At 70.9% G+C, this 16,588-nt stretch carries 18 protein-coding genes; 13 read left to right on the forward strand and 5 right to left on the reverse strand.

Translation table 11 applies throughout. From position 1 onward, the window contains the following. Positions 1 to 2 precede the first annotated feature (2 nt). From IG04_RS42485 to IG04_RS0111035, 4 genes are read left to right on the forward strand one after another with little or no spacing between them, the layout of a single operon-like run. A complete protein-coding gene (locus tag IG04_RS42485) occupies positions 3 to 488 on the forward strand; it encodes a YbaB/EbfC family nucleoid-associated protein (protein WP_036014360.1) in 486 nt (161 codons plus the stop codon). Continuing rightward, positions 485 to 799 carry a WXG100 family type VII secretion target gene (locus IG04_RS42490; RefSeq protein WP_036014362.1) on the forward strand — a complete coding sequence of 105 codons (315 nt, stop codon included), beginning with the start codon at positions 485 to 487 and terminating at the stop codon, positions 797 to 799. Before IG04_RS42485 ends, IG04_RS42490 begins: the two co-directional genes overlap by 4 nt. Position 800: 1 nt before the next feature. Continuing rightward, positions 801 to 3,317, forward strand: a complete 2,517-nt coding sequence (locus tag IG04_RS43880) for a TNT domain-containing protein (RefSeq protein WP_051769578.1) — start codon at positions 801 to 803, stop codon at positions 3,315 to 3,317. Next, a complete protein-coding gene (locus IG04_RS0111035) occupies positions 3,314 to 3,574 on the forward strand; it encodes a hypothetical protein (protein WP_030476492.1) in 261 nt (86 codons plus the stop codon). Before IG04_RS43880 ends, IG04_RS0111035 begins: the two co-directional genes overlap by 4 nt. On the opposite strand, the gene hisN is transcribed toward IG04_RS0111035, so the two are convergent. Next, the gene (gene hisN / locus IG04_RS0111040) at positions 3,555 to 4,334 is read right to left on the reverse strand and encodes a histidinol-phosphatase (protein WP_030476493.1); all 780 of its coding nucleotides are present in this window, start codon (positions 4,332 to 4,334) and stop codon (positions 3,555 to 3,557) included. The genes IG04_RS0111035 and hisN overlap by 20 nt on opposite strands. A 32-nt stretch (positions 4,335 to 4,366) precedes the next feature. Here hisN and IG04_RS0111045 point away from each other — a divergent pair, with 32 nt between their 5' ends. Both IG04_RS0111045 and IG04_RS0111050 read left to right on the forward strand, forming a co-directional pair. Next, complete coding sequence (locus IG04_RS0111045) at positions 4,367 to 5,041, forward strand: response regulator transcription factor (protein WP_030476494.1); 675 nt, start codon at positions 4,367 to 4,369, stop codon at positions 5,039 to 5,041. Further along, a complete protein-coding gene (locus IG04_RS0111050; protein WP_030476495.1) occupies positions 5,041 to 6,315 on the forward strand; it encodes an ATP-binding protein in 1,275 nt (424 codons plus the stop codon). The genes IG04_RS0111045 and IG04_RS0111050 overlap by 1 nt, the downstream gene beginning before the upstream one ends. A gap of 53 nt (positions 6,316 to 6,368) precedes the next feature. Here IG04_RS0111050 and IG04_RS0111055 read toward each other — a convergent pair whose 3' ends face one another. The 3 genes from IG04_RS0111055 to IG04_RS0111065 form a co-directional block, all read right to left on the reverse strand. After that, positions 6,369 to 6,902: a GtrA family protein gene (locus IG04_RS0111055; protein ID WP_030476496.1), complete on the reverse strand. Its 534-nt coding sequence runs from the start codon at positions 6,900 to 6,902 to the stop codon at positions 6,369 to 6,371. Continuing rightward, positions 6,832 to 7,431 carry a GtrA family protein gene (locus tag IG04_RS0111060; protein WP_051769683.1) on the reverse strand — a complete coding sequence of 200 codons (600 nt, stop codon included), beginning with the start codon at positions 7,429 to 7,431 and terminating at the stop codon, positions 6,832 to 6,834. Before IG04_RS0111060 ends, IG04_RS0111055 begins: the two co-directional genes overlap by 71 nt. Positions 7,432 to 7,543: 112 nt before the next feature. Further along, the gene (locus tag IG04_RS0111065) at positions 7,544 to 9,760 is read right to left on the reverse strand and encodes a sigma-70 family RNA polymerase sigma factor (protein WP_030476498.1); all 2,217 of its coding nucleotides are present in this window, start codon (positions 9,758 to 9,760) and stop codon (positions 7,544 to 7,546) included. 142 nt (positions 9,761 to 9,902) lie between these two features. Between IG04_RS0111065 and IG04_RS0111070 the strand changes: the two genes are divergently transcribed. The 7 genes from IG04_RS0111070 (at position 9,903) to IG04_RS0111100 (ending at position 15,951) form a co-directional block, all read left to right on the forward strand. Further along, a complete protein-coding gene (locus IG04_RS0111070; protein ID WP_245815918.1) occupies positions 9,903 to 10,670 on the forward strand; it encodes a GGDEF domain-containing protein in 768 nt (255 codons plus the stop codon). 113 nt (positions 10,671 to 10,783) lie between these two features. After that, entirely contained in the window at positions 10,784 to 11,164 is a 381-nt protein-coding gene (locus tag IG04_RS0111075) for a GntR family transcriptional regulator (protein ID WP_030476500.1), read from the forward strand. Continuing rightward, positions 11,161 to 11,955 (forward strand): ATP-binding cassette domain-containing protein, encoded by a 795-nt coding sequence (locus IG04_RS0111080; RefSeq protein WP_030476501.1) that lies wholly within the window; start codon positions 11,161 to 11,163, stop codon positions 11,953 to 11,955. The genes IG04_RS0111075 and IG04_RS0111080 overlap by 4 nt, the downstream gene beginning before the upstream one ends. Continuing rightward, entirely contained in the window at positions 11,952 to 12,974 is a 1,023-nt protein-coding gene (locus IG04_RS0111085; RefSeq protein WP_030476502.1) for an ABC transporter domain-containing protein, read from the forward strand. The genes IG04_RS0111080 and IG04_RS0111085 overlap by 4 nt, the downstream gene beginning before the upstream one ends. 62 nt (positions 12,975 to 13,036) lie before the next feature. Further along, complete coding sequence (locus IG04_RS0111090; RefSeq protein WP_030476503.1) at positions 13,037 to 14,224, forward strand: 5-(carboxyamino)imidazole ribonucleotide synthase; 1,188 nt, start codon at positions 13,037 to 13,039, stop codon at positions 14,222 to 14,224. Continuing rightward, positions 14,221 to 14,709: a 5-(carboxyamino)imidazole ribonucleotide mutase gene (gene purE, locus IG04_RS0111095; protein ID WP_030476504.1), complete on the forward strand. Its 489-nt coding sequence runs from the start codon at positions 14,221 to 14,223 to the stop codon at positions 14,707 to 14,709. Before IG04_RS0111090 ends, purE begins: the two co-directional genes overlap by 4 nt. Before the next feature lie 78 nt (positions 14,710 to 14,787). After that, on the forward strand, positions 14,788 to 15,951 hold the full coding sequence (locus IG04_RS0111100; RefSeq protein ID WP_030476505.1) for an acyl-CoA dehydrogenase: 1,164 nt from the start codon (positions 14,788 to 14,790) through the stop codon (positions 15,949 to 15,951). On the opposite strand, the gene IG04_RS0111105 is transcribed toward IG04_RS0111100, so the two are convergent. After that, positions 15,941 to 16,570: a hypothetical protein gene (locus IG04_RS0111105; RefSeq protein WP_030476506.1), complete on the reverse strand. Its 630-nt coding sequence runs from the start codon at positions 16,568 to 16,570 to the stop codon at positions 15,941 to 15,943. The two genes, IG04_RS0111100 and IG04_RS0111105, sit on opposite strands and share 11 nt — an antisense overlap. Positions 16,571 to 16,588: the final 18 nt, after the last annotated feature.

The raw sequence follows: 16,588 nt of genomic DNA on the forward strand, positions 1-16,588 counted from the left end.
CGGTGGACGACCACCGTGCGCAGGTCGAGGAGTTGCTCGCTGACTACCGGCGTAGCCGCGAGCAGCTTGCTTCGGTGCAGCGCGAGCTGGCCGCCGTGTGCGGGCGGGCCTCCAGTCCTGACGGGACGGTCGAAGCGACCGTGGGGTCCGGCGGCAAGCTCGTGGGACTGGAGCTTTCCGAGTCGGCCTATCGCAGGCATCGGCCGGAGCAGCTGGCCGAGTTGATCGTGCGGACCGTGGCCGCGGCCGCGGCGAGTGCTGCCGAGGACACGTATCAGGCGTTGAGTGCCGTGTTGCCCTCCGCCACGGATCCGGCCGCGCTGGTCGCCGGGACCGCTGACCTGTTGCCCTCGGAGTACGCGGTGGACGACACCGAGACAGTTGATCTCGGGCGCCAGCCTGTTCGTGGGCGCAGGGACGACGACGAGGACAACGAACAACGGGAGAGCTGGCTCGACTCCGAGCTCATCGACAGGAGGGTCCGATGACCGGGTACTCGGCCGACCTCGAGCGGCTGGACGCCGGGGCTCACGAGCTCAAGGGGTTCGCGGGGCAGGCAGGCGAGATCGCGGGGTCGCTCGACCGGGCGCTCGCCTCGTTCGGTGCCTGCTGGGGTGACGACGCCGTCGGGCAGAGTTTCGCCGCCTCGCACGACAAGCCGTCCGGGGACGCCACCGGGGCGTTGTCGGGACTTGCGACGACGTTGGGGGACGTGAGCGACAAGCTCACCGCGACGGCCTCCACGTACCGGCATGTCGAGGAGCAGAACGCGGCCGGGATGAGAAGGTTGGAAGGCTGACATGGGCATCGAGCTTCCCGCCGAACTCACCGCCGTCGCGGCCAAGGCCGGTGTCTCCTGGCCCAAGGCCGACGAGGACGCCATGCGTTCCAGCGCCACCGCGTGGCGCGAGGCGGGCGACAAGATCAAGAGCCTCGGCACCACGTCCGACGGCGCCGCGAACCGCGCACTGGGCGGCATGACCGGTAGCACCGCTGACGCGGCACGCGGTCGCTGGGCCAAGGTCGTGGCTCCGGACGGCGACTTCCACCGCGCCGCCCGCGGCTGCCACGCCGCCGCCGACCGCCTCGACCACGCCGCCAAGCAGGTCGGTGCCGCGAAGGTCGAGATCGTCCGCGAGCTCGTGGCGCTGGCCAAGAACAACGACGCCGCGACGGCCTCGGCCAGTGCCGGCAACCCCAACGCGTTGCTCGGCCTCGACACGCTGACGAAGGGTGCCGCGGCCAACGTCGCGAACCTCCAGAGCACGCTGACCTCCGCGATCCGCCTGGACAGCGGCATCGACATGAGCCAGGGCACGCATCCCGTCAACACCGCGCCCGGCGCCCACGGGCCCGGCGGTGGCCTGCTGTCGCCGGTCACGAACCTCGTCGGTGGCGTGGTGGCTCCGGTAGCGGGCGTGGTCGCTCCGATCGTCGAGCCCGTCGCCGCCGTGGTCGCCCCCGTGACCGAAGCGGTGGCCCCGGTCGCCGGCGCCGTGACTGCTCCGGTCGCGCCCGTGGTCGGTGCCGTGACGGCTCCTCTCGCACCTGTCGTCGGTGCCGTGACCGAGGTCGCCGCGCCGGTCCTCGACGCCGCCGCTCCCGTGACCGCACCCGCCGCTGCCGTCGTGCAGCCGGTGGTGGACGCGGTGCCCGGTGGCCGCGACGCCGCCGGTCCGGTGTTCGACGGCCGGGGTGACGGCCAGGGCAACGGTGACGGACACGGCCGTGGTGAAGGCTCCGGTCGTGGCGAGGGCAAGGGCCCGGTGCCCGGCCTGGTGGCCAACGCGGGCCAGGCGATGGGCCAGGTCGTCGCGCCCGTCGCGCAGCCGGTGGCCGGCGCGATCCCGAGCGTCGCGGGCACTCTCGGCCCCATCACCGAAGGCACGACCCAGGCGTCCGCCGCCGTGCTCGACCCGCCTCTCGTCCGAGGTGGCGAACTGCCGAGCCAGGCTCCGTCCGCACCTCAGGCCGCAGCGCCCGCGGCCCCGTCCGCACCCGCTGCCCCGGCGATGGGCGCGGCTCCGGCCGGTGGCCCGATGGGCGGTCCGATCGGCGGCGCTGCCGGTGGTGTTCCGGTGGCCGCGTCCCAGGTCGGTGCGGTCGTGGGCCAGCACGGTGCCGCGCAGGCACCCGGCCAGCAGGGCCAGGCCGCTCAGCAGGGCCAGCAGGCCGCCAAGGCCGCGGCCGACGCGAAGGCCGCCGAACTCAAGTCCGGCGAGGCCAAGGCGGGTGCGCAGGCAGCCGCGGCCAAGACCGGTTTCCCCGGTGCGGTACCGAGCCAGCCCACCCAGTTCGGTGGCCAGGTCGCAACCCAGCCGAGCCAGGTACAGGGGCCGGGCCACACCCAGTCCGGCACGCAGGTCTCCGCCCAGGGGCAGACTTCGCCGACAGCGGTGACGGCCAAGGACGCCGCCGCCAAGGACCTGGCGAAGGACACCGCGGACGCGCTGCTGGACGGCGACGTCGCGACCGTGGAGGAACGCGGCGAGCGCCAGGCCGGCGACACCGTCGCCGGCCCGGCCGCGCCTGGCGCCGACGTGGACCTCGGAGCCCGGACCACCACCTCGGGCCCGCTGGCGACGGTGGACCTCGGTGGCTCGCACGCACTGAGCGACCGCCTCGAGAACCGGAACGACCTGGCGTTGGCGCCCGGCATCGCCGGCGAGATCGCCCGCCACACCTACACGGCGGCCGCGGCCGGCAGTTGGTTCATGGCCATCTTCCTGAGCGCCGGACGGGCCCCGTCCCTCGCCCCGAAGCCGGCCCGCCAGCTCCCGCCGCCCCCGCAGGAGGAGGACCAGCAGGCCGTCCCGAGGTTCGCCCCGGACGACCACCCGCAGGCGATCGACACGTCCACAGCGCAGCCGGTCCGTCCCAGCACCGGTCTCGGCAGGGATCACCCGATCGTGCAGGAACTCCTGGCCGGCCACGACCCGCTCGCGGGCATGCACGAACGCGACTGGGAAAGCCTGTTCCAGCACGAGGACGGCACCCCGCGCTGGCCCGCGGAACGCGAGGGCGGCTACGAGGACAGCCAGGCGGAAGTTCTCCAGGCAGGCGCCGAACTCGACAGGTTCGGCACGCCGGAGGGCCGCGTCCTGAGCGCGGCGGGCACCCCGTTCGCGCAACGGTCCCTGCCGCCCCAGGCAGCGGACGAGGGCTACCGCAGGTACCGCGTCACCAGGGACCTGCCCGTCCACCGCACGATCAGCGCGCCCTGGTTCGGCCAGCCCGGTGGTGGCAGCCGGTACCGGACCACCCATCCCGTCGCGGACCTCGTCGCGCTCGGCTACCTCACGGAGATCACCGCATGAACGTCGAGTCGCTGCCGGAGTGGCTGACCAGGATCGGCGTGCCCGACGACGTCGTCAGCATCGGCGAGGAGGCGGACCAGCGCTGGTGCCTCCTCGCCGACGAGGACGGCAAGGGTCACGAGGTGTTCTGGCAGGAGCAGGGCAACCGCTACGACTGGGCCCGGTTCGACGACGAGAGCGTGGCGTGCCACTACCTCTTCGGCCGGCTGGCCTGGGCCCAGGTCGCGCGCGGAAGTCTCACCGTGCCAACAGCTTGAGCGCGGCCTCGTGCAGGTGGCCGTTCGACGTCAGCACGCTGCCGCCGTCGTAGCGCTCCTCGCCGTCCAGCGAGGTGAAACGGCCACCCGCCTCGGTCACCAGCACCTGGAACGGGGCGATGTCCCACGGGTTCGCCACGCACTCGGGCGCCAGGTCGATGGCGCCCTCGGCGACCAGGCAGTGCTGGTAGAAGTCGCCGAACGCGCGGCTCTCCCAGGTCGCGTCCACCAAACGCAGGTACGCCTCGCGAGAGTGGTACTCGACCCACGACTTGATGTCCGTCGTCGACACGTAGGCGTCTTCGAGAGAGCGCACACCCGACACGGAGATCGCGCGTTCACCGGAGGCGTCCGACGCGAATGCGCCACCGCCGGCGGCAGCCCACCAGCGGCGGCTCATGGCGGGCGCGGACACGACGCCCACGACCGGCACGCCGTCCTCGACCAGGGCGATCAGCGTCGCCCAGATCGGCACGCCGCGCAGGAAGTTCTTGGTGCCGTCGATCGGGTCGAGCACCCAGACGCGGGACGCGTCCAGCGTGCCGCCGCGTTCCTCGCCCATGACGACGTCGTCCGGGCGCTCGGAAGCCAGCACGGCACGCACCGCGTCCTCCACGGCGACGTCGGCGTCGGTGACGGGCGTGCGGTCCGGCTTGCGCTCCACGGCGAGGTCGTGCGCGCGGAACCGGGTCGCGGTGATCGCGTCGGCGGCGTCGGCGAGGCGGAGGGCGAGTTCGAGATCAGCATCGTGGCGTGACACGCGGCGATCGTTCCACGAATACGCTGGGGCCCGTGAGCGTGGTGTTGCTGGCCGAGGACGACCCGGCCATCGCGGAACCTCTCTCCCGCGCGTTGACGCGGGAGGGTTATTCCGTGCAGGTCGTCAGTGACGGGCCAAGTGCCTTCGACACCGCCCTCGCCGGGGGCATCGACCTCCTGGTGCTGGACCTCGGCCTGCCGGGCATGGACGGGCTGGAGGTGTGCCGGCGGCTGCGCCAGAGCGGCAGGGGCGTGCCCGTGCTGATGCTCACGGCCCGGGCCGACGAGGTCGACTTCGTGGTCGGGCTCGACGCGGGCGCGGACGACTACGTCGCCAAGCCGTTCCGCCTGGCCGAGCTGATGGCCCGCATCCGGGCGCTGCTGCGCCGCCGCGCGCCGGGAACGCTGGAGGTCAACGGCGTGCGCGTCGACCTGGCCGCCCGCCGTGTCACCGTCGACGGCGGCGAGATCCAGCTCGCGAACAAGGAGTTCGAGCTGCTCAAGGTGCTGATCCAGCGCGCGGGCCAGGTCGTGAGCCGCGACGAGATCCTGTCCGAGGTCTGGAACGACCCGGACCTCAAGGGCAGCAAGACCCTCGACATGCACATGTCGTGGCTGCGCAGGAAGCTCAGCGACGGCATCCCGAACTCCGCCGAGAAGCACATCGCGACCGTGCGCGGCCGCGGCTTCCGCTTCAACGCCGACTAGTGCGCCGCCGGATCCTGCGGGCGATCCTGCTCGCCGTCGCCGTCACCGGAATCGTGCTGGGCCTCCCGCTCGGCTACACCGCGCTGCAGCTCGTCGAGGACACGGCCCGCGCCGACCTGAGCGAAAGCGCCCAGCGGATCGCGACGACGCTCGACGACCAGCTCGCCAAGCAGCAGAGCCTCGACATCGACGCCGTCCGGATCGCCATCCCGACCGATGGCCGTCTCACCGTCGTGTCCGCGGGCACCACCAAGTCCACGGGTCCCTCGCCGGGCGACGACCCGCTGACCGTCGAACTGCCGATCGCGCAGCAGGGCACCGTCCGCCTGGAGATCCCCTCCGGCCCGATGCACACCTCGCAGGCCCAGGTGGCAGGCCTGGTGCTGCTCCTGCTGGCGCTCTCCGTCGGCACCGGCACGGTCGTCGCCCTGGTGACTGCGCAAACGCTTGCCCGCCCGCTGGGCCACGTGGCCGCCCGCGCGTCCCGGCTCGGCGCCGGCGACTTCCGCGCCGACGAGCAGCGCTACAACATCCAGGAGCTCGACGCGGTCTCCGACGCACTCGACACGTCCGCCACCGCGCTGGCGAGGCTTGTCCAGCGCGAACGCGAGCTGGTCGGCGACGTCTCCCACCAGCTCCGCAGCCGCCTCACGGCCCTCCAGCTGCGCCTGGAAGCCCTCGCCGAGCACCCGGAACCCGAGACGGCCGCCGAGGCCCGCGCGGCCCTGGAACAGGCCGAACGCCTCGCCGCCGTGCTGGACGAACTCCTCGCCGCCGCCCGCGCGGCCCGAGCCGTCGACGCCGAGCCGCTGGAGCTGCGGCCCGCGCTGAACCTGATCGCCGACGAGTGGCGCGAGCAGGTCAAGGGCCAGGGCCGGGCACTGCGCGTCCGCGTCCCGGACGGCCTGCTGGCCCGCGCCACCCCCGCTCGCCTCCGCGAGGCCATCGGGGTGCTGCTGGACAACGCCCTGCGCCACGGCGAGGGGTCGGTCGTGGTCTCCGCACGCAGCGAGGAGGGCACCGTCGTCGTAGAGGTCAGCGACGGCGGAGCGGGCGTTCCGGACGAGCTCGCGGCGCACATCTTCGAGCGCGGCGTCTCCGGCGGCGGCTCGACCGGTGTGGGCCTGGCGCTCGCACGGGCGCTGGTCGACGCGGACGGCGGCCGGTTGGAGCTGTCCACGGCGCGGCCGGCGACGTTCGCCGTGTTCCTGCCGGTGCCGAAGGCCCAGGACGTGGTGGGGATCTCCTGGAAGAAGCCGAGCACACCCCGTTAGGGCCTGTATCGAAGTCTGGCCCGGCTATCGCGGATCAGACTTCGATACAGGCCCTAGGAGTGGCCGAGTTCCTTCTCGTCCTCGATCGACCGGCCCTTGCGGCCGTTCTCGTCGGGGAAGACCCAGTTCTTGTAGCCGTACCAGCGGAACGCCATCGCGATGAGCGTGCCGATGATCTGCGCGCTCAGGAAGTCCGAGATCTCCTCGGTGAGCCGCGACACGTGCGGTTCCTGCAGGTGGAACGCGTACCGCGCGACGTAGAGCGGGATCGAGTTCAGCACGATGCCGATGCCGTTGACCAGGAAGAACAGCAACGCCTCGTGGTGACGCTCGCGGCCGCCGCGGGTGCGGAACGACCACTCCCTGTTCAGGATGTACGACACGATCGTGGCGACCAGCGTCGCGATGATCTTCGCCGTCACCGGGTTGTTCGGCAGGACCACCGTCTTGATCCCGAAGAACAGGACCGTGTCGATCACGAAGCAGGTGCCCCCGACCAGGGCGAACTTGACTAGTTCACGATGCTTCAGCGCGATCGACCGAATCGGCTCCGGGAACCGCGAGACCACTGTTTCGGCTAGGGACACGCGACGAGTCTACGGAGATCGGGTGAACACGCCGGTCCGGCCGAGCGCCCGCGTCGGGGAAGACCCAGCGGCGCATCGCCCAGAACTTGAAGCCGGTCGCGAGCAACATGCCGAGGATCGAGCCCGAGACGAAGTCCGCGATCTCCTCGGTCATGACCGACACGAACGGGGCCTGCAGGCCGAACAGGTGCCGTGACAGCCACAGCGGGGCGATGTTGATGCCCACGGCGACGCCGCTCACCAAGAAGAACAGGGCGGCCTCGTGGTGGCGTTCGCGGCCGCCGCGGGTGTGGAAGGACCACTCGCGCGACAGCACGTACGAGGCGATGATCGCCACCAGCACGCCGATGACCTTCGCCGTGACGACCTTGTCGGTCAGCACGGTGAGCTTGAGCGCGTACCAGACACCGTTGTCGATGACGAACGTCGTGCCGCCTACCAGCGCGAACCGGAGCAACTCGCGGTGCTTGTGCATCAGGAACTGGACCGGTTCCGGCAGCCGGCTCATGGCACGGCGAACGACTGGCAGCACCGCGCCAGCTTACGGATCTAGGTAACGGTGCCTGCCTCCGGGTGTTACATACCGCGACACAGAGGTGCATGACCTGCACGTTCAGTGACAATCAAAGATCAACTTCTGATCAACTTCGCGGCGGTTCGCAGTCCGGCCGGCCGATCAGGCCGCCGATCAGTCGCGGAAACAGGCGCGGCGGCCGCTCGCACGGCTCTTCGGTCCTTGGCGGTGGCGTGGTCGTCGGCGGTGTCGACGGGGGCAGGGACGGTGGCGGCGTCGTCGACGGCGGGGCCTCCGGCGTCGAGGGCTCCGTTGGCTGGGGCGGCGTGGTCGTCGGCGTCGGTTCGGTGGGCACGGTCGGTTTCGTGGGCTCGGTCGGCCGCGTCGGCTTCGTGGGCTCCGTGGTCGTGGTCGTCGGCGGCACCGTCGTGCTGGACGTCGGCGGGTTCGGCGGTTCCTCGCCCGGCGGGTGCTCCGGCCAGCCCTTCATCGGCACGGTCACGGACTTCGTCGCGTTGCCCAGCGCGGCCGTCACGGTGATGTCCCCGCCGTGGCGTCCGAACGCCCAGAAGGACATCCGGAACCTGTCGTCCTTGTCCAGGTCGGCGACGCAGCGGATCGACCTCTTGTCCACCTGCGCGCACTGCCGGTACGGCGCGAAGATCACCAGGTCCTTCGTCGACGAGATGTCCAGCTTCAGCGTGCCCGCGCGCGGGCCCTTGTTGCGCACCACGACGTCCGCTCGCGGGTGGTGCCACCACACCTGGCTCCACGTCTTCACGAAGAGGTCGATGTCGTCGTTCACCGGCGGCACGTTGACCTCGACCCTGATGTCGACCGTGACCGCCGTGCCCGCGCTGATGACACCGGTGATCGTGCCGGGCACGGCGGCGTCGGTGGCCCGCAGCAGGAAGTGGAACGTCGCCTGCCCGCCCGGTGCGATGCCCTGCGGCGTCACGCACGTGATCGTGCCGGTACCGGCGGGGCAGTTCACGGTCTGGTCGGCGGAGCCGTCCGGCTGCAGCAGGCGCGCGGCGCCGAAGCCCGACGGCCCGCCCGTCGACACGACGCCCGGCGGCAGGTTCAGCACCATGCTCGCGGGCGACGACGCGGTGCCGCCGGTGTTCCGGACGGTGATCGGGAAGTCCTTGGGCTCCTCGCCCGGCGTCAGCGAGTACCCGATCGGCGTGGTCGGCGTGAGCAACGGCGGTGCGGGCGCGGGAGGTTCCGGAGCGGGTGGCGGTGCCGGCGGCGCGGGCGGGGTCACCGGGGGCGGCGGCACCGTCGTCGGCGGCGGTTCCGTGGCAGGGGCGGGAGCGGGCGGAACCGGGGGCACCGGTGGCCTCGGCGACTGGACCTGCGTCTGCGCCGGCGGGGGCTGGACGGCCTGCACCACCGGCGCCTGCTGCTCGCCGCCGGCCGCCAGCGCGATCATCACGGCTGCGGCCACGGCGGCCGCGGAACCTCCGACCGTGACGAGCTGGCGGGGGATCGCGGCACCGACGGCGCCCGCACCACCCGCGGCCGCTCCGGCACCGACGACGGCCGTCGTCGTGCCGGCGGCCACCAGGTACGTCGTGGCACCGATGCCCAGCACGAGCGGGGCGACGAAGATCCGCAGCGCGCCGTTGACGTCCGCGAGTTCGGCGGCCAGCGCCCGGCACCGGCCGCACTCATCGAGGTGCGCCTCGACCTGGGTCGCCTCGCGCTTGGACAGGCCCGCGCGGGTCCAGGCGCCGAGCCGGTCGACGGTCGCCCTGCAGCGTTCCCCCTCCGTGTCGGCCAGGTGCATCTGCAGGTACTGCTGCTTGAGGCCCTCACGGGCGCGATAGGCGAGCGCGGACACGCCGTTGGCCGTCAGCCCGAGCAACGGGGCGACCTCGGCGGGCGACTGGCCCTCGATCTCGGTGTGCCAGAGCACCATCTGCCAGCGCTCGGGCAGGGCGGCGAACGCGCGGGCGGCGAGCGAGCGCTCCAGCCCGGCCACCGCGGTGTCGCTGAACTGCACGGCCGGCGCGACGTCGGTCATGTCCTCGGTGAGGTCGATCTTCTTGTCGCGGCGCGTCTTGTCGTACGCGGTATGGCGCAACGCCGTGAGCAGGTACGCGCGGAACGCCGAGTCGGGGCCGCGACCGCCGCGGAGCGTGTCGAGGACCTTCGCGAACGCCTCGGAGACGAGGTCGTCGGCTTCCGCCGGGGAGCGCGCCAGCTGGCGCGCGAGGTTGTAGGCCGCCGAGACGTGGCGTTCGTACAACTTGCCGTAGGCGTCGATGGTCCCGCCGCGAACGGACTCGATGAGTTCCGCGTCGCTCGGCCCCTGGACGTCTGCAGAAACGATCGCCACAGTCTTTGTTTCCCTCCCACGCGGCGCCCAGTGTGACTTACGACGCCTGGCGCAGTCATCTCAATCCCCCGCGCGGGTTGCGTCACGAATCAGCGACGGCTGCGTCTCCCACCTGGAATCGGGCGAACTGAAGGGAGACCGGGTGGGTGTCGCACAAGCGGAGCGCCTGCTGAAGTCGAGGTGGCGCACCGCCACCATGGCCGCCGGCTGGGCGTTCCCCGCAGACTGGCCGCTCGCCGAGGTCGACGACGTGTGCGCGGCGATGCTGGACGGCGCCGACCCCGGCGACGCGCTGGTCCGGCTGGGCCGCGCACGCGCCGAGGCCGGAGCGGGCCTGAGCGAGACGCTGCTGGACCTGGCCGCGCTGCACGCCGTGCTGACAGAGGTGTCGCACGTCGTGTCGCCGGACGTCGACGCGCTCCCTTCGCAGATGGTGCGCATGACAGCACTGGGATGGGCGGACGTGGTGACGAAGCAGGCCGGCGACTGCGCGGCCGAAGATCCTCTGACCGGGCTGGCGACTGCCGCCTACCTGAGGACACGGCTGGGCGAGGTGTACCGGGAGACGCCGGTCGCTTCCCTCGACTACGCCCTCGTCCTGCTGCGGCTCGACGTGCACCGTGCGTCGGGCTGGTCCCGTGTCGTCGCGATGACGCTCGCGTCGGACGCGTTGCGCATCGTTTTCGACGGTGGCGAGACGCTGGCGTCCCTCGGTCCGTGCGTGGCCGCGGTGCTGGTCCGTCGCGACGGACTTCTTGCCCGAAGAGTCTCGAACCTCAGGGTCCTGGCGGCCGACCGGCTCGCCGACGACCCCCACGTCCGGCCGGTCGGGCCCGCGAAGGTCTGGGTCGAACAGTTGCCGGACACGCACGCCGAGGCCCGTGCGCTGCTCACCTCCCTCGGGCGCTGACCCCCCTGTCCCGCGCCCGGCGGCCCTTCCCCATGTCCCCACCGGGGTAGCTTCCCAACTCTCCCAGAAGTGTTCTATTGTGCTAGCTCACTAGAACAATCTGGGGAGCGTGCGTGGTCGAGTTCCACGTTGACCGCGGCAGCGGGTTTCCCGCGTACCTGCAGCTGGGGCAGCAGGTCAGGGAGGCTCTGAGGCTCGGCTGGTTGCAGCCGGGTGATCGGCTGCCGACGGTCCGCGACGTCGTCGCCACGAGCGGCGTGAACGCGAACACCGTGCTCAAGGCCTACCGCGAGCTGGAGCTCGCCGGCCTCGTCGAAGCCCGTCAGGGCTCCGGCACCTTCGTCAAGGCCACCTTGGGGTCCGCCGCCCCCGAGGACCTGGACCCGTTGCGCGCCAAGCTCGCCACGTGGGTCGCGGAGGCACGCTCCGCCGGGTTGGAGGACGAGGACATCTACGCGCTGATGCGCGAAGTGCTGAGTGGGGGAGCGCAATGAGCGTGGTCGCGGCCGAAGTGTCGAAGTGGGCGTTGCGGAACGTCTCCTTCGAGCTGCCGCCGGGAAGCGTCACGGCGATGGTCGGGGCCAACGGCTCCGGCAAGTCGACGCTGCTCAACGTGCTGGCCGGGCACCTGCCACCGGACTCGGGTCACTCGTCGATCGCGGGCCGGGTGGCGTACGTGCCGCAGCACAAGCCGATGTACAGGTCGTTCAAGGTCGCGGACGTGCTGCAGTTCGGCCGCCGCATGAACGACATCTGGGACGACGACCGCGCCGACGAGTGGCTCACCCGGTTCAAGGTGCCGCGCAGGCTCCAGATCGGTGACCTGTCCGGCGGCCAGCGCACGCACGTGACGCTCGCGCTGGCGTTGGGCTCTCGCCCGGACGTCATGCTGCTGGACGAGCCACTGTCCGAATTGGACCCTCTCGCGCGCCACAAGGTCATGCGGGAGTTGCTGACCGAGGTCAACGACAACGGCATGACGCTGGTCTTCTCCACGCACGTCGTCGCCGAGATCGGTGGCGTGGCCGACCGGTTGCTGCTGCTGTCCGGCGGACGGCTGCTGGTGAACGGCGACACGGACGAGTTGCTGGAAGAGCACGTTCTCTACACCGGCCCGCACGCCTCGAAATCACCCGTGGAGGGGCCCGTGGTGCTCGCGAAGCACGGCCAATCGCAATCGTCGTACTTAGTGCGTTCTGGCGGCACGCGGATCGACGAGCCATGGACCGCGCGGTACGTGACGCTGGAGGAGCTGGTCGTGGCGCACCTGGAGCGTGCGGCGTGAAACTGGACTCGATCATCTGGCTGACCTGGCGTCAGCACCGCTGGCCCATCATCGGCGTCATGGCCGTCGCCCTGCTCGCCGTGTACGGCCTCGTCTCGACGGAGTACGAGGGCGGGGCGGTCACGATGCCGATCGTCGGCTTCTACGCCCTCATGGTGCAGCTCGGGTTCGGCGGCGTGATCGGCATGTTCTGGGGCGCGCCGCTCATCGCCCGTGAGCTGGAGGAACGCACCTACTTCGTGGCCTGGGGCCAGGACGTCACGCCCGTGCAGTGGTTGCGCGGCAAGCTGCTCGTGTTCGGCGTCCTGGCCGTCCTGCTTGGCGCGCTCGTCGGAACCGGCGACGGTTACGTCGGCACGAGGAGGTCGTGGTCCTCGTTCGAGGCCAACCCGCTCGTGCAGGCCGGTTACGCCGTCCTCGGGCTGGCGGTCGGCGTGCTCGTCGGCCTGCTGACCAGGCACGTCATGACGGCGGTCGCGGGCACCCTGGTGTTCTTCATGCTCGCGCGCGTCCTCGTGTCCGTGGTGGCGCGCGACTACTACCTGCCGCCGGAACGCGTGATCGTGCGCTGGGAGAACACCCCCGTCGTGCCGGACCGCGGACTTGAGCTCGGCAACGGCTTCGTCGGCCCCGACTTCGAACCGGTGAGCGTGCTGGACAAGTGCATGCAGGCGATCAACACGAACACCTGCATGCGCAACGAGAAGGCCGCCATCGGCACGTACGTCGAATACCAGCCGGTCGAGCGGCTCGCGACGTTCCAGATCATCGAGTTCGTCATCTGTGCGTTACTGGCCTTGGGGCTGTTCTTGCTCGTGTTCCGGTTGATGCGGCACGGCGGCGGGTGGAAGCCCTCCCGCTCGCACCGTCGCATCGGGAAGCCATCGCAGGTCGCCGCTTCCGCGCCGGCCGCGGTCCTGGTCGGAGCGGCAATCGAGGCCGAGGAGCCGAAGTCCGCTTCGGGCGAGGAGAGCGCGGAGAGCACGTCGGATTCCACCGCCACCAAGGCCGAGGGCTAGCGCGGGCGCGAGCTGGGCGTGGTGGTGAGTGTCGCTGTAGCCGCAGGTAGAATGCCTGAACCGTGGACTCTCGTACCCGTCTCCCCGTCGTCGGAATGATCGGCGGCGGGCAGCTCGCCCGCATGACGCACCAGGCCGCGATCCCGCTCGGTCAGTCGCTGCGCGTGCTCGCAGTCTCCGAGAACGACCCTGCCGCGCTCGTCGCGCGGGAGGTGGTGCTCGGCACGCACACCGACCTCGAAGCGCTGCGCTCGTTCGCCAAGGGCTGCGAGGTGGTCACCTTCGACCACGAGCACGTGCCTCAGGACCACCTGCGCGCGCTGGTCGCCGAGGGCGTGAAGGTGCACCCCGGCCCGGACGCGCTGCAGTTCGCGCAGGACAAGCTGAAGATGCGCGTGCGGCTGGCCGAGCTGGGCCTGCCGGTGCCGCCGTTCACCGAGGTGCACGAGGTTCGTGACGTGCTCCGCTTCGGCGCGGAGCACGGCTGGCCGTGCGTGCTGAAGGCGATCCGCGGCGGTTACGACGGGCGTGGCGTGTGGATGCTGAACACGCCGCAGAGCGCCGAGCGGGTCGTTCCCGAGCTGCTGGAGTCCGGCACGCCGTTGATGGTCGAGCAGTGCGTGCCGATGCGCCGCGAGCTGGCGGCCGTCGTGGCGCGCTCGCCGTTCGGGCAGGGCGCGGCGTGGCCGGTCGTCGAGACCGTGCAGTCCGACGGCATCTGCGTCGAGGTGCTGGCACCCGCGCCCGCGCTGGACGGAGCCGCGGCCCAGGAACTGGCGCTGAAGGTCGCCGACGCGCTGGGCGTCGTGGGCGTGCTGGCCGTCGAGCTGTTCGAGACCGCGAACGGCGTGGTCGTGAACGAGCTCGCGATGCGCCCGCACAACTCCGGCCACTGGTCGATCGAGGGCGCACGCACGTCGCAGTTCGAGCAGCACCTGCGCGCCGTCCTCGACTATCCGCTCGGCCGCACCGACCTGATGGCGCCGGCCGTCGTGATGGCGAACGTCCTCGGCGCGACCGAGACGCCCGCGATGGGCCCCGACGAGCGCGTGCACCACCTGTTCGCCCGGTACCCGGACGCGCACGTGCACCTGTACGGCAAGGAGGAACGGCCGGGTCGCAAGATCGGGCACGTGACGTTCCTCGGCAACGACATGCCCGAGGTCCGCCGGCGCGCGCGGCTTGCCGCCGACTGGCTGTCCACGGGTGTTTGGTCAGACGGATACGACATTCACGGGAGCGCGGAGTGACTCAGGTTGGCGTGATCATGGGCAGCGACTCGGACTGGCCGGTGATGAAGGCGGCCACCGAGGCGCTCGCCGAGTTCGACGTACCGTTCGAGGTGAGTGTCGTCTCCGCGCACCGCACCCCGCAGCGCATGCTCGACTACGCGACGTCGGCTGCGTCCCGCGGCCTGCGAGTGATCATCGCGGGTGCGGGCGGTGCCGCCCACCTGCCCGGCATGGTCGCCTCCGCCACCGTGCTCCCGGTGATCGGCGTTCCGGTGCCGTTGAAGTACCTCGACGGCATGGACTCGCTGCTGTCGATCGTGCAGATGCCCGCGGGCGTCCCGGTCGCCACGGTCTCAGTCGGTGGCGCACGCAACGCCGGCCTGCTGGCCGTCCGCGTGCTGGCCTCCTCGGATGCCGGGTTGCAGGAGCGCATGGCCCGCTTCCAGGCAGAACTCGAGCAGCTCGTACTAGACAAGGACGCGGCGCTGCAGAAGTCCCTCTGAGTGCTCAACAGCACAGCGGCGCCCGACGTGAACGAGCGCTAACATCGTGCCGAGTACTCGCTACTGGGAGGTAATAAGGTGAACCCGAGCTTCGGCACCTATCAGCTCGCCGAGGAGCACGAGGCGCTGCGAGAGGCCGTCCGCTCGCTTGCCGAGAAGGAGATCAAGCCGTACGCGGCCGAGGTCGACGAGAACGAGCGCTTCCCGGTAGAGGCACACAACGCCCTGGTCAAGGCAGGCTTCGCGGCCGTCCACGTGCCCGAGGACTACGACGGCCAGGGCGCCGACTCCGTCGCCACGTGCATCGTCATCGAGGAAGTGGCCCGCGTCTGCGCGTCGTCCTCGCTGATCCCGGCGGTGAACAAGCTCGGCACCATGCCGATCCTGCTCTCGGCCTCCGACGAGCTCAAGCAGCTCGTCATGCCGTCCATCGCCTCGGGCGAGGCCATGGCGTCGTACGCGCTGTCCGAACGCGAGGCGGGCTCCGACACCGCGTCGATGCGCACCAGGGCCCTGCTCGACGGTGACCACTGGGTGCTCAACGGCACCAAGTGTTGGATCACCAACGCGGGCGAGTCCACCTGGTACACCGTCATGGCCGTGACGGACCCGCAGGCACCGAAGAAGTCGCAGGGCATCTCGGCGTTCGTCGTGCACAAGGACGACGAGGGCTTCTCGGTGGGCCCGAAGGAACGCAAGCTCGGCATCAAGGGCTCGCCGACCCGCGAGATCTACTTCGAGAACTGCACGATCCCCGCCAACCGCATCATCGGCGAGCCGGGCACCGGCCTGAAGACCGCTCTGCGGACCCTGGACCACACCCGCCCGACCATCGGCGCCCAGGCAGTCGGCATCGCGCAGGGCGCACTGGAAGCCGCGGTCGCGTACGTCAAGGACCGCAAGCAGTTTGGAAAGTCCATTTCGGACTTCCAGGGCGTCCAGTTCATGCTCGCCGACATGGCGATGAAGATCGAGGCAGCCCGCCACATGGTCTACGTGGCGGCCGCCAAGGCGGAGCGCGGCGAGCCGAACATCGGCTTCATCACCGCCGCCGCCAAGTGCTTCGCCTCCGACGTGGCCATGGAGGTCACGACGGACGCGGTGCAGCTCTTCGGCGGTGCTGGCTACACGCGCGACTTCCCGGTCGAGCGGATGATGCGGGACGCGAAGATCACGCAGATCTACGAGGGCACGAACCAGGTGCAGCGCGTGGTCATGTCGCGCGCCGTGCTCAACGGCTGAGGCTTCGAGTCATCGTCCCGCTCACCTCTTCGAGCGGGACGATGACGCAGCCGCGCAGCTCGCGGATCAGCGCGGAGGCAAGAACCCGGCGCACCGCGGGATCGTCGTAGGCGAAGTTCCCTGCCTTGGCGGCTGTAGGCGCCAGCACGCTCTGCCGGTAGAACACGCCCCGGACACCGACGACTGGGCAGTCCCTCACGCGGACCGTGACAGCTCCCCGTTGCAACGCAGGGCACATGCGCCTCGCGATCGGCACGCACGGCACGCACACCGGCGGCTCCGCCGAAGCCATCCCGTCCGGCCACTGTGGCCAGTCGTCGCGGCAATCTCGTTGCAGCCACAGGACACCGTCGTCATTCCGGTCCGCCGGCTCGCCGCAAACCTGACACAGCAACAGTTCCATTGCCCGCCGCTGCCGCGACGGATGAACCCTGGCGAACTCGGGTCGTCCGACTCGGTGGCGCAGTGCGGTCTGGCGCCACAACACACCATGCCGATCGCGGTCGCTCAGCAGTTCGTTGGCGTACCCGATGCTGTGGTCAGACCGCTCCACGAGCGCGCACGGCAGATCCTGCTCCGCGCTCCACGCGGTGATGTACGGCGCGATGATGCCCGACATGGAGGCGCCCAATCTCTA

The sequence above is a fragment of the Lentzea albidocapillata genome (genome assembly GCF_000719115.1).
Taxonomy (GTDB): Bacteria; Actinomycetota; Actinomycetes; order Mycobacteriales; family Pseudonocardiaceae; genus Lentzea; species Lentzea albidocapillata.